Annotated in this window: 5 protein-coding genes; all 5 read right to left on the bottom strand. The window is 47.6% G+C overall.

The genetic code is table 11. From position 1 onward, the window contains the following. Window positions 1-3: 3 nt before the first annotated feature. The 5 genes from NCI00_RS27700 to NCI00_RS27680 all read right to left on the bottom strand — a co-directional run bounded on the left by NCI00_RS27700 (window position 4) and on the right by NCI00_RS27680 (window position 13574). Window positions 4-5496 (bottom strand): hypothetical protein, encoded by a 5493-nt coding sequence (locus NCI00_RS27700; RefSeq protein WP_253532998.1) that lies wholly within the window; start codon window positions 5494-5496, stop codon window positions 4-6. A gap of 175 nt (window positions 5497-5671) precedes the next feature. After that, window positions 5672-7384, bottom strand: a complete 1713-nt coding sequence (locus NCI00_RS27695) for an SUMF1/EgtB/PvdO family nonheme iron enzyme (RefSeq protein ID WP_253532996.1) — start codon at window positions 7382-7384, stop codon at window positions 5672-5674. A 154-nt stretch (window positions 7385-7538) separates the two neighbouring features. Further along, entirely contained in the window at window positions 7539-9197 is a 1659-nt protein-coding gene (locus NCI00_RS27690; RefSeq protein WP_253532994.1) for an SUMF1/EgtB/PvdO family nonheme iron enzyme, read from the bottom strand. Window positions 9198-9259: 62 nt separating this feature from the next. Continuing rightward, window positions 9260-10480: a hypothetical protein gene (locus NCI00_RS27685; protein ID WP_253532992.1), complete on the bottom strand. Its 1221-nt coding sequence runs from the start codon at window positions 10478-10480 to the stop codon at window positions 9260-9262. 70 nt (window positions 10481-10550) lie between these two features. Then, window positions 10551-13574 carry a Swt1 family HEPN domain-containing protein gene (locus NCI00_RS27680; protein WP_253532990.1) on the bottom strand — a complete coding sequence of 1008 codons (3024 nt, stop codon included), beginning with the start codon at window positions 13572-13574 and terminating at the stop codon, window positions 10551-10553.

The raw sequence follows: 13574 nt of genomic DNA, 5'->3' as shown, positions 1-13574 counted from the left end.
CAGCTACATATTTATTTTAAATCCAGGCGAAGTAATCACCCTTTCTATCAGTTTTCTTATTGTAGTTTTAGCTTCGGTACTCCATCCTCCCTCAGCGGCATCGCTGTAAAACGAGAAATAAAGAATATAAAATTTGTTTTGCTGAACTTGTTCAACTGTCAGCGGCTGCCCATGTAGTGCGTTTTTGCTAATAACTAACAGTAGATTTTTATCTCTCGATTCATTATTGCGGCGGTCACCACTAATAGTGCCTGTTTTGGCGTATAGGTGATAACCTGGAGCCAATCCTTTCAAAAATGGGGCTGTCCCTTTTTCGATGGCATCGTGCATTCCCTGAAAAAGATTTTGTGAATAAAATGACAACAATTGGGCTTCGTCTTGCCAATTTCCCCCTGCCACAAAACGTCCTTTAGTAGTTTCAGAAGGCTGGGTCAAAACTGATGCTTTCAATAATGGATTGAAAGAGAATAAATTGGCTGCCATTTGAGCCATCTTGAGTGGTGTAGCCCGAATCGGATAACCGCCCATTGCAATCTGCGGTATGGCGTTTTGCATGCTTGTGCGGTCAGCCATGTACAAGTGTGACGGCTCAGGAAAACACCAAATGTGCGCGGCTAAGTCAGGAATTTTATCTGTTTCATTGCTAAGGCCTTCCGCTATGTTTTGATTGCCCAATCCTTGCTTGTCGTCTACCCCTTTCTTATTAACCGCCAGCCCGAAATTATCCGTCAATCCCTTGGACATCAGGGAGGCTTTCTCATCCCAATTCGGCATATTCTTTATCCGAAACTTTTGACCACCGTACTCCAGCAATGGAAAGTTGGACTCAGGTTTGGTGGGATGTGCTCCTACCGCTAAAAACGCCGACTCATTGCCCGACTGTAAGCTGGAATGAATGTCTTTCAATTGTGAGGCTGTAAACGACCCCAAATAGGCTATCATGCTATTGTAGGTATTGGTGGAGCGGCTGAGATACTCCAAGTTACTGTGATTGACGAGGTTGTCAGCCCCTACGGTTAAGTTAATGACTTTACCACCAAAATGTTTGATTTTTTGATCACCTTTGTTCCCTACGGGTTCTGTTGGATAGTTGGAAATTCCGCCAAAACGCAGTTGAGGCCAACCCAAATCATACTGTGAGGTAACTGCCCCGTACAAAATTGGCTTGAAAGTAGAAGCTGGGCCGTTAGGCATTTGAATCAAACAACGATTGCCAAACAACTGTCGCTCATTGAATCTCGCAGGGTCGGCAAATTGGGTTGGGTCAAGATACAAATCTTCAATCATCTGCCCATAATCAGCCATACGGTTGGGGTCGAGGCTAGCTTTAGGGTCGGTTTTGTAGTCGTTGAGGGCTTTGATGTGGCCGTTGTTGTCCATCACTACCAAACTAAAGCCACGCTTGTAGTTGAAGTTTCGGTTGGGTTGTCCAAAATAAGCCGCTACCTCATCGTAAACATCACGCATGAGAGAGGGGTCGAGCGTAACGGCTACGTTGCGTTGCCGTTGTTCGGGTTGATTTTTGTAGCTACTTTTAACCATATTGGTAAAAAAATAACTCCATAACGATCGCTCTCGCAAAGGATAAAAATGCTGCGGGCGACCATTGAGCCAGACGTTTTTAGCTAAATAGCCTTCTTCTTTTTGAACAATTTTGAGGGAGGTAATACTGGCTTTTTTATTAGATACGGTCAAAGGTTGAAGGTGGAGCAAGTCACCGGGCCGTAGTGCTATGGCATGACGAGTGTGTTTAGATTGAAGCAAAGACACGCCATTATTGACCACAAAAGCCGACCGTGCCTGGCGTTCTTCACCAACGGTTCGCCCTACTATCAATAAGGGTAATGAATCTTTAGCCCAACCTGCGGGTAGTAAACTCAACCTCACGTTGGTGTTTTCACGCTCCTTAAGAAGCTGTTTATTACCTAAAATTTGAGCATAATCAGCCACAAAATCAGCCGTGTCCAAGCCAGATGTACGCCTTGTGTTTTGGAGTGAGGTAATAGACAGGGTCTTTTGGACCGTAGAAGCAGTCAAGTGTCCCCGCCATGATTGCTGATACACATCTGGACTATTGACATTGTAATAGTAATTATTGACCGCAAACTCGTATAAACCATCGTCGTTTTTACGGAGGTGAAGCAGCAACTCTGACGAGTTTTGTTGTACATAACGTGTCCTAAACGCCTCATAAACACTGAGGTCGAAGCGGCTGTTGCCAAACAAATCAATCCCTTCTTTTTGACGGTAGGTTTCAAACGCCTCCACCACTGCGAGTGGGTTTCGGTTCTTGTAGGGTGTTCCCATTACTTCGCTTTGAAAGTCTTTGAAGGTTTGATTAATGCCCTCAAAGGTGTTGTCAAGACGAGCTACCGTAGCGGCCAAATCAAAGTTGGGGGCTTTGCGTTGGTACGCAACCAGTGAAATAAAGCCAATAAAAACTACCAATTTAAGCGGCCAAAACGCAAACTTGTAGCTCCCCAATTCATCAAAAAAATGGTCTTTACTTTCTTCTTTAGGCAGTGGCCGACCGTAGCCCAGCAAAATCACCACCAAAAATACCCCAAAACTCATGGCCAACGTCAAGAGGCTATTCATGCTCAACAACGGAAAATCTTGCCCAACAAACACCATTCGGTCGGAGGCGGTGAGCCATATCGTAAAAGCCAAGGCAAACAAAAAACAAAGTAGTTCTACCCTCAGCTTAGTGAAACTGAAAAGGGGTGTTTTTTCAATGACAATGACTTGATTTTTCTCTACTTTGTTTGCGTATTTGAACGGGACAAAACTTCGTATCATAAAAACCCACCACGGAGGTTGACTCGGGTTTTGGAAAGGGCTTTGGACACGTACCGCCGCAAATATCAATATACCCAATAAAAACAGTAACTCAATCAAAACCACTTCCGAGTGTTCGGCAATGACATAACGTACTGAAACCAAGTCGGAGATTTGCGTCAAATACGACGACCCCTGCTGAAAATGTGGCACGCGCTGAAAATACTGATAGGGGTTGAAGTGTCCTTTACTGTAAAAATAATTAATAAACCACTGGTTTTGGGCAGCATTGAGCAGGCGACGGTCATTGCCCAAATTAAACTGTTCGTCGGCAATGATGTCGTCGGCAGTGCGGAAACGAATCTCGGCGCGGTACAACATTCGATTTTTGGTAGCCACTATCTCGGCTACTTTATCATCAAACACAAAGGCCAAGGCCATGACCCCTGCCAACCCTCCAATGGCAAGCAGACGGGTAGCTTTGGGCAAAAATCGCTCCTGCCAAACCAACCACCCCAACAATGTGAGTACTAAGCCCATTGCTGCCATCCAGTGCCGAAATACCCATGATAGTAACTCGGGTGAAAAACTAATAAATACGGTCAAAAACAATCCAATAATGATACTTCTACGCGGCCAAACCAGTTTTAGCCATTTGTTTTTTGGAGTTTGGGTTTCCAAATCTGGCAATACCAATGACCGCACAAAGCCATAAATCAACGTAAAAACAATGAAAACAATGGCAAAGCCCGCGTCGCCCACCGCAAACGAAGCAGTGGCCACAAGCCAGTTGAGTTTGCTAATAAAACGGTATTCGGGCGACTTGGCGGCAAATCCGTACTGCCTTGCAGCTCGTCGTTGAAACACCCATTCAATCACAAAATAAAAAAATACGGGAACAAAAACACTTGCCACGCGCTCCAATTCGGCAATGCCCTTAAATGTCACCAATCCATAACCCAAAAACCAAAGGTAAGCTCCCCATTTCCAGCCCCAAGAAAATGGCTTTTCCCTGTACCGCCAATTTAAAACGGTGAACTTAAAAGCTAACAATAGACCAAAAAAACCGAGCGAAAACCACACTTGTTTGTTGAAAGAAGCGTAGAGTTCGCGTAGTTTGTTGAAATCAACGGCGGTAATGTCTTCCAATGGCACAAAAGTTACGGTGCGCCACAGTAGCACCGTTCGTACCGTTAAAAAGGCCAGTAGCACAATGTAGGTCATCACTTCGACTTTGAACAACAGTGGATGTACCCGCGAAAAAGGCGTAACATATACCGACACCATGGCCAGCCACGCAAACCCCAATACAAATGCCACCATGGCCCACCAAGGTAGTCGGTTGGTGGCTTTGAGGTCTATGACCGACATCAGCCAACGGACTTGGGTCTGCGGTTTGCCCCAACTACCAACGGTAGCCAACCGCAGCGTATCGCCTGCTGCTACGACTTGCGCCACGGCCTCGTCGGTGAGTTCGAGCTGCTGCACTTCATTGACCACCCGAAAACGCATCTTCTCAGTGGTGTGGCCAGTACGATATCCCATGTTGGCCGCAATGTGGTGGTGGTTATTCTCGTCTTTGGGACCGTCGAAAAGCAACCCCGCCAACAGCGAATGGTCGGCTACTCGCCCAGCCGAAGAGGTGATAAAGAGGGTTTCTTGGTCGGCATCATTTGAACTCCGTAGGTATTGGCGTTCGGGAAAACCGAAGAATAGGGCCGACTGTTTGCCATCGGACCGCAACAAGTAGGTTTTGGTGCGTTTGGTGCGCAGTCCTACAAAAAAAAGTTGGCTTGCTTGCAACGAAACGTCCACTCGCACATCGCGTTCCAGCGCCACGGGTGTACCATCTATCCGCACCGCCACGACCGAATCTACCCAAAACTGCGATGGAAAAAGCCGCAATGGACTGTTGTTTTTGGTGTCGTTTTTGTCAGTGAGGTACTGCTCGCGCAGTAAATAGGTGCTGTCGAACAAAGCCATCAACCGCGCAAAATCGGGAGCGGGAGTGGGGTTGCGGGCTATCAAATCACTGAGGGCTATGCCCGTGCGGATAATGCGCTTAAAATCAAGCGTGATAGGCGAGTAGCTGCTGTCGGGGGTGGTGTAGCGGTAGCTGTAAGTGCCCTCAGTATCGTTCTTGGGGGTGAATTGGAGCGTAAACTGCCGCCCGTTTTTAAACGTCACGCTGAGGCTACTGTCTATAATTTCTTCTACGGGGGCATTGGCCAGCCGATAGTCGTCGTTTTGGCGCACGTACAGCGGTTCATAAAACTGCCGCCCGCGCAAGGCAAACCCCGTCGTGGTTTGCTCAGCTTGGAGTGTGCCGCGTTTGGTCTCCCAAAGTGCTTGCTGAGGATTACGGTCATCGGCCAGAATAAGCCGCTGCCCAAACTGATAGCCCAAATGCGTCAGCGCATGGTGGTCGGCATTCTTGAAAATACGTGTAGGGGCACCCCAATACTGATACAGCGTAAATGCAGACAGTACGCCCACGAGCGCAAGGCGGCCCAGGTGTAGGTGCCGTTGGGTACGCTCGCGCTGTAACTGCTCGTTGGGGTCAGGGTTAGTAATGCGAAAATCGCTGAAAGACATCCAACCCAACAGTACAAGACAAAGCCCCAAAAATACGGCCAGACTCATGACCCAAAACAATCCAAGCACTACTGCCACACCCAGCCCTATTTTTCCGATTAAATACCAACCCTGTTTGTTCATTCTTGCCTTTTTTAGAACTATTCGTTTTATCTATATTTTTATCATCATTTCGACCGCCTTCGGCGGTATTTAGCTCGCCACCCCTTCTCCATTCACTCTTTACGCTCGTCCCTCGCTACTCGCTCATTCCGTAGGGATGACTCACACGACAGGGGGTGCAAGAGCGCAGGACCTCCTACTGGCTGGGGGAAACCACCCGAAAACCGACGTAGGCGTAGCGGTTGCCAAGCGTGCAGTAGTCGCGAAATGCTACGCGCGCGCCATAATGCAGGTCGCGCCACGAGCCCCCCCGCAACACCCGATCAGTTTTGGGGCCGTAAGTTTGGTTTTCGGGGTTGGGATGGCTGGCTGCCACTTGACCGTACCAGTCAGAAGCATACCAGTCGCTGCACCACTCTATTACATTTCCTATCATGTCGTGCAATCCAAACGAATTGGACTCAAAACTGCCGATGGGAGCGGTGTAAACATAACCATCATTATATTTATCGAACTTTGCCCAGTTGGGTGTACTGAATGTACGCTGAAATTGTTCATCAACAATATTAGCTACGGCTTTGGTAGGTTCATTATTCCCCCAGCTATACTTAGTATGTTGTACCCCGTTACCTGCGGCGTACTCCCATTCTGCCTCGGTTGGCAATCGGTAGGTTTTACGCTCTTTTTTAGAAAGCCATTCACAAAATGCTACGGAATCGTTGTAGCTCACGTACACTACGGGGTGGTTATAGTCCTTTGCACTGAGTGTTTGTAGATTTGCACCGTATCGCCAGTTGATGCCCCTAGTATCTTTCCAATTTTTTGTATCAGGATTCCAACACCAACTACTTCCCTGTTTTTCGGCATCGGTTTTATAATTAGTTTCGGCCACAAAAGCCGCAAACTGTTCCACTGTCACTTCATATTTTCCCATATAAAAGCTACTCACCGTCACGGTATGTACGTGCTTTTCGTCGGCCTCGCCCTCATTGCTGCCCATATCAAACGTACCGCCTTTCACCAAAACCATATCCATAAAGGGTAAGTCAGTAGGAGTAGGTTTAGGATTGGGGGGTGTTTGGGGGTTGGTCGGCTTGGTAGTTTTCAAAAACATAAATTTCAAGCCCCGCAGCCCATACACGGTGGGCTCTTGGGTCTTGCCCATTTTTTGGCTGAGGGTCAGTACATTTTCTGCGGTGCGGTCGAGGATATCGGCCAAGGTCAAATCGGGCAGGGTGAGGTGTTTGAGCAACTCTTGGGTAAACAAGCCATTTCGGCCCGTTTGGTTGTCGTCGGCGGTGCGACCTGCTTGGGTGGCATACACAATCACGTTACCCGTGGGATTGTTGGTGGGGTACGTGAGGCCGCTTTGGTTGAAGGGGTCGCGTTGGTCGTCGCGGCAGGTGTAAAGATTGCCGAGCGAGCGGCAGGCATCCAATATCAAAAAACTGTTGCGTACTTTTTTGGTGCTCAGGTCGGCGATGAGCTTGTTGAGCGAGATACCGTAGGCATCAATCTGTTCCAAACACTCCACGCGCGCATCAATGGGCAGCAGGTAGTTATTGCCCAGATACCCAATGCCGTGACCCGAGAAATAAACGATCACCACGTCGGTGGGGCGCAGGTTGGCAATAAACTTATTGATTTCAGCTTGGGTTTGGCCACGGTCTTTTTCGATGATTTTGGTTACTTTAAAGCCCAGTAAACCCAAAGAAACCTCCATGTCGTTGGCATCGTTGAGAGTGTTTTTTAGGGGCTTCACAAATTGGTAATCTTTCATACCTATCACCAACGCAAGCCGCCGCTCCGTGGCTTGGGTAGTGAGTTGTACCTCACCGATTGTTTTTTCTTGGGCAAGGGCTGTACCCAAACACCAACCTAAGCAAAGTATCCATAAAATAGCTTTCATCGTTCAATCAGGTTTAGAAATCTTCTCAAGGTATATATCCTATTCGTTTAAATGGGTCTTTTATCATCAATTTTGTGTTCTTTTTACTTTTGTAATTCCAGTTTTTTTATCATTCCGATGATAGGACGCATCTGAGATACCAACACTTCTCCATTCACTCGTTCCGCTCGTCCCTTACAGCAGGTGAAATAGGAGAAACAACCCGAAAACCATAGTATGCGCTTCGGATTCCAGGCGAGTTGCTATAGCGATATGCTACGCGTGCATGATTTGGGGGAAGAAACCACGAGCCACCCCGCAACACCCGATAAATACCATTGACAGGGCCTTTAGGATTAACCACTGATTGCTTAAGATAGTCCCCATACCAATCATTACACCACTCCCAAACGTTACCTATAAGGTCGTGTAAACTTAAACTGTTGGGTGGAAAAACTCCCACTGGTGAGGTGTATTCATAACCATCGGTTTTCTGAATAATATTTCCATATTGATTTACAGCTCCCTCATTAGAAGTCCCAGACCAAATACTTCGTTCGCCGCTACCTCCTCCAGCGGCATATTCCCATTCGGCTTCGGTAGGCAAGCGATACACCTTACCGTCTTTTTTGCTCAGCCAATCACAAAAGGCCACTGCATCATGCCAACTTACGCCCACGATGGGGTATTCAGGGTTCGTCAGCGCCTTCCCCATTTTTTTGTAGTGATAATCATTGCCTGATTCTATATTGTAATCACTGCCTTTTTCTTTCCACTCTGGCCAATGGCCGTTAGTCTCTTTACAAAATTGCAGGTATTGGCCCACAGTTACTTCGTACTTGCCCATTGAAAAACTATTCACCGTAATTTCATAATCACCCCGTTTAAATGTCCCTCCCTGTATGGATACCATGGTCATAAAAGGGGGTAAATCCTTCGTCCGTGTCGGGGTTGATACACGGGTATTGTCAGCGGGAATGGTGTTTTTTTGCTCTGCCTTCAGCCGCTCTATCTCAGCCCGCAGGGCTTCTTTTTCGGGGTCAACGGTCGAGGGGAGTTCTTTCAACAAAAAAGTAAACTCCCCGTCCAACTCGTTGGCTACGCCAGGTTCCTGTCCGTTTTGAGTGGCCACTTTTACCCCTTGGCGGGTTTTGTAATGGATGTCGTTGAGGGTCAGGTTAGGTTGGGGCAAATACTTTTTGAGTTCCTGCGTAAAATAACTATTGCGTCCGTTGAGGTTTTCTTTGGCAATTTTCCCCGCCCGCGTGGCATACATCGTAAACGTGCCTGCTGGGTTGGTAGCGGGGATCACAAGACCATTTGACAAATTGCCTTTGCCAACGGGCAAACTACGGCAGGCATCTAAGGCAACAATGCTTGTCTTCACGCCTGCATCTTGCAGTACTTCATACACGGTACTGAGTTTGATACCCTGCGCCTCAATGTCGGCGTTGAATTCCAACGATACATCGGTAGGGATGAGGTAGTTTTCGCCTCGGTACTCAGCCCCGTGGCCTGAGTAGTAAAAAAACACCACTTGATAGCCGCGCAGTTGGTCGCGCAAAGCTTGCACCTCCCGCGAAAAATTGCGCTCGTTCAGGTCTTTTTTAAACACAATCACCTTGAAACCCATACTACCGAGTACTTTCGCCATGTCGTCGGCGTCGTTGTGTGTTTTTTGCAGGTCGTAGCGCGATTCGGTGTAGTCTTGGTTGGCAAAAATCACTGCGGCGCGTTTCTCCGTACCAGCGGGCAGTTGGGTCGTGCCGATGGTTTTGTCTTGGGCGAGTGCCGTACTTGCCCAAAGCATCAGTATGCAAACAATCGCTCTCATGGGTTTTGCGGGGTTTTTGGGGTTATTCGCTGTTTTTCACAAAACATCATCATTCTTGCCAATTATTTTTGGGGGATGGCTACGCTGTTTTCCAGTGCTACATCCAACTCCCTGACATTCAAATCCTTCAAAATAGCATATAAAACCCGGTACTTGACTTCAGTTTCGTAGGGGTCAGTAGAGAGTGGGCGTACTTGGGCCGTATCGAGCAGTGCTTGTAGGCTTTTGTCGTGGAGCAGTAGCTGTCCGTTGGGTTTTTGGTCGAGCAGTTGCGTTTGGCCAATGTTGGCCGCGTAGGCGAGAGAGTGTGCGTGCAAGGCCATTTCGGTCAGTTGTCGCACTGTCCATGCGCGTTCGTCGGGCGTGGGCGGGATAGACATTTGCTGTAGTTTTTCAAAAAATTTTCCGTAGCGTTGGTAAAACTTTTTGAGGTACGTTAGTGTGTGGTCGGAGGTCAGAGGTAAGAGATCAGCGTTAGGAGGTAAGAGATCAGAAGTAGGAGATAGGGGGTCAGAAGTAGGAGGGGTTTGAGCTTGTGATTCAGAAGCAGCCTCATTAACAACCTCCATATCGTCAGCTTGAACCTCCAAACTATCAACTGTAAACTGTAAACGACTTTTAGCCCAAAAACCTATCCCCAACGCCATGAGTAACCAACAAAACCCTACCAACCCGTACCAAAGGGCGGGGGAAAATGGTGATGACGGCGAAAATTGGACGTTGAGTCGTTGGTCTGAAGGGATGCTAAGGGTGGCAAGTTCACCCGTGAAAAAGGCACGGTCGAGCAGGTAAGTGCTGCGCTTACGTTTTTGGAGGGAACTCACTTTACTTACCAATCGGTGAAAAAGCAGTAGGTCAGCATCTTGAACCTTGGTCATTGGTACCTCAGTATCGGCGACAAAATCGGTCAGTTTCTGTCGGGCTTCGGCCCATTGGAGGTTGGTATCGGCCACGGCGGGATTGGCCAACCACTGCGTGAGGGTGCGTTTCCAACGGATGAGTTCTGTTGGGCGGGCAATGTGGAGCAGCGTATCGTTTTGATAGCCTATCCATTGCTCACCCATGGTCCCCAATTGCAGGGTTTTGGTGGTGGTGCGGAGTACGGCCACCTGTGAGCCACGGCGGGGGAGCAACAACCAAGTAGAATCGTTTTTGCCTTGGAGCAGCGTGGCGATACTCACGGGCACTTGGGTGGTGTTGGTGGCATGTTGTGTCCGTTCACGCCAAGCTTTCCAGCCAAACGCCGCGCCCAGTAGCGCCCATCCCAAAATCCATATACTCATTTTTGTCTTCATATCTGATCTGTGTCAAGCCTATTTTATGCGATACTTGTATTGGCTGGAGATAGTGGTTTTAAATCACATCGTCGGGGTCAGGTTGGGAGTGATCGATGGGAGTATGCTCCTTAGCCGTAGCGTTGAAGTACGGAAACAAGGTTTTCCAGACCATAGATTGGCCCCCAAAAAAGTCTAAGGGTACTTGCAATGCTTTGAGGCCGCCGTCGGTTCGCATCCAAATCCGTTCGCCGTCAAACATTAAATCAAGGGGGCCGTTGTAGCCTTCGCAAAGGTATTTTACCCCACTCACCCCAATCGTGTGTTGACTAGCGCGGTATTGAGTCCCAGCAATGGGGTTGCCTTCGGCCAAAAACCGTAACAAAGGCGACGTAGAGGGCGGGGGAATTTTCTCTTTTTCTACCGCGAGAGGTGCAGGCTCATCGGAATCCTTTGTAATTGGTTTGGAATCTCCAAACCAATTAGGAAATTTAAATTGATGAATCATTTCTGAAATGCCATCACTTGGGGTGTACACAGAGGTCTTTTGTCCATCATTGATGATCTCCTGGGGTTTGGCTTGGGAGGTAGCTTTTTGGTAGAGGAGGGTGTGTAGGCGCGGCATGCCCACTAAGTTGGAATCATAGTTTATCACCCGCCCACTAAATGCCCCGCGCAAACAAATCCTTTTGAGTTCGTCGGCAGTATGGAAAGGCAACAGCGTTTGCGAGAAAGTTTGGCGAATGGCAGCCACCAACGGTTCAAATAAAAAGCCCCGACCCGTCAAAATAACTTTATGAAAATAGTTAGGTAGCTTTTCTCCCGTCGGATCGTGAAGTGCCTTGGCCACTTTCTGATTAATTTCGTCGGCTACGGCTTGCACTGCGTTATTGATAAATCCAAACTCATCGGCGATGCTTTTGTGGTTTTTTAGTGCATCTTCAAGTGCTTCGTTGATTTTATTCAACACATTGGACGAAGCATCACTTTTTATTACCAAGTTAACAACTTCTTCGCGTTTTTCGGCAGTGAGCAAGGCCGACAGGGGTTTGATACCCTTGAAGCGATAATTTTGCTTGAGACCCTCGATGATGTCCAAAAAAGTATTTTGATTTACGATGTCGGTAAAGGCCGAAGTCATGATGCGGAGCAGCTTTTGGCGAAGCACGTCGGTGGCTTGTTCTCCCAAAAACGCACTCACAACGGTTTCAATGAAAGCGTAGGTAAGTACATTGCCCGCCCCGATAAAGCCCGAACGGTAGGTAGAACTCAACTCCATTTGGGCGTTGCTCTCAATAATCGAAAAGTCAGTAGTTCCTTTGCCAACGTCTATGATTAGATACTTGGCGTTGGCCTTCCGAATTGCCTCATCTTGCCAACAGCCCAAAAACGAAGCATCGCTCTCCGATAGTGTACCAACTTCTATCCCTCTGATTCGATAAATATCGGCTATCTGTGGTTGCCGAAGAAACTGATACGTTTGAGTAATGAGGTTACTTACGGCGGCTTGGTCGAGTACATTGGGTACCAAAAATTTGATATTGATAAAACGCGAGTGGGTTTTGCCCGCGTGCAGGTCGAGCCGCCCAAGTATAGTATGTAAAAAATGGTAAATAATGGCCTGCTGAATGTCGGTTACGAGTTCGCCGAAATCATTTTTCTGGCTTCCCAATTCATTGGAAGAGGTATCTTTAAACTGAATCTCAAAGTTGCCATAAGCTCCCAAATGCGCCAACTTAGGATTGGCAATCAGAAAGTGCGTTTTTCTGAGGTTGTCTATGTCCCCTTTCTTGGTTAAGGTACATACTAAATCATTGGCTTGGTGCGCGTTGGGCTGGGTTTGCTTAAAAAATACGGCGTCTTTTTGTCGGATAAAAATCTGCGACCGAAAAAAGCCTTTCTCTGTGTCGAGGCGTTCTTTCTCGGAAGTATCTTCTTGGTGAAAAGGGCCTTGTAATTCCTTATAAAACTGTTCCTGCATTTCTTTTAACAACGGAAAACGCCGTAGCGTCTCCCCTCTGCCACGGGTGTGCACCACGATTTGACTGGCTTCGGAACCAAAATCCATGGCCACGTCGCTGATGAGCTGGGGCGGCGCAAAATGGGTTTGTATCTCGCCGGTGTAGCTTTTGTCATTGACCCACAACTGAAAAACGATTTTGTCAAACGCCATTTCTACACTACATTCTACAACGAGCGACTCCTGACGATAAAGTGCTTTGATACCCTGTGGTGCATTGATATTGGGCTGAGGAGACACTTCATTTTGCTCCAACACCACGGTCAATGTTTTATCTTCTACTCGCACTTCTTTCAACTGGCACTTTCCTTTGGCGTGGGTGGTATCCCGACCTTGATAAGTATTCTCTATCAAGCTAAAAAGTGTAATGCTATGACCCGATTGTTCAAAAATAAAACCGCGTACGGGGCGATTATTGACCACATCAGCTTCGCACAGGTGTACTACGTGGGCTTTTTGACCACGCACCAGTATCGGCAAGAATAACGATGCCCTCGGCACTTCTACAATTTGCTTTTGAAGGGCATACTCGTTGTGTCTGCCTGTTGGGGTTTCGGCAGGGCTTACCTCAGCCAAACGCGTCGGAACTTCTGTCGTTGTGTGTTTCATCGCATCATCGTTTTCAAGGGTTTTCAGGGCTTCTATCAAGGAGGGGTTTTTGATGGCACGGGCAATCGCTCGCAGGTGCAACCAAAACTGGATGTAATCATCCTTTGGAATCGTCTCTTCGTCGTGCCGAATACGGTTGCGAATTTTGTAGTAAATATCGCTCAAGCGAGTCGGCAACACGTGAACATCTTCCTGAAAATCGGCTTTGAGTGCGGCACTATGTTTGAATTGAAGCGCAAAGTTTCTCAGATGCGTATAGTCTATCATATCACGAGCCGATCTGCCCTTGGCTTTCTCGCGTTCCCAGTTGAGTTGATGCTCAGGTTTGAGAGCTGCTTTGTATTTGACCGCCCAATCTGCTTCGCCATATTCCCTGGATAATATTTCGACGATGTAGTCGCGAAAAGCTTCGATAAATAGTTTTAGCGCTTTTTCTAATTGTTCGCGCTGAAAAGATGTAATATTTTCTTGCAT

It is taken from the genome of Runella salmonicolor (genome assembly GCF_024158025.1).
GTDB lineage: Bacteria > Bacteroidota > Bacteroidia > Cytophagales > Spirosomataceae > Runella > Runella salmonicolor.
Note: the sequence above shows the minus strand (reverse complement) of the source record. Positions and strands in the feature narration are given on the sequence as shown.

Bases quoted from the DNA above. Each gene is read 5' to 3' on its own strand.
- NCI00_RS27690 (WP_253532994.1), bottom strand. From the start codon at position 9,197: ATGAGAGCGATTGTTTGCATACTGATGCTTTGGGCAAGTACGGCACTC.
- NCI00_RS27700 (WP_253532998.1), bottom strand. From the start codon at position 5,496: ATGAACAAACAGGGTTGGTATTTAATCGGAAAAATAGGGCTGGGTGTG.
- NCI00_RS27685 (WP_253532992.1), bottom strand. From the start codon at position 10,480: ATGAGTATATGGATTTTGGGATGGGCGCTACTGGGCGCGGCGTTTGGC.
- NCI00_RS27680 (WP_253532990.1), bottom strand. From the start codon at position 13,574: ATGCAAGAAAATATTACATCTTTTCAGCGCGAACAATTAGAAAAAGCG.
- NCI00_RS27695 (WP_253532996.1), bottom strand. From the start codon at position 7,384: ATGAAAGCTATTTTATGGATACTTTGCTTAGGTTGGTGTTTGGGTACA.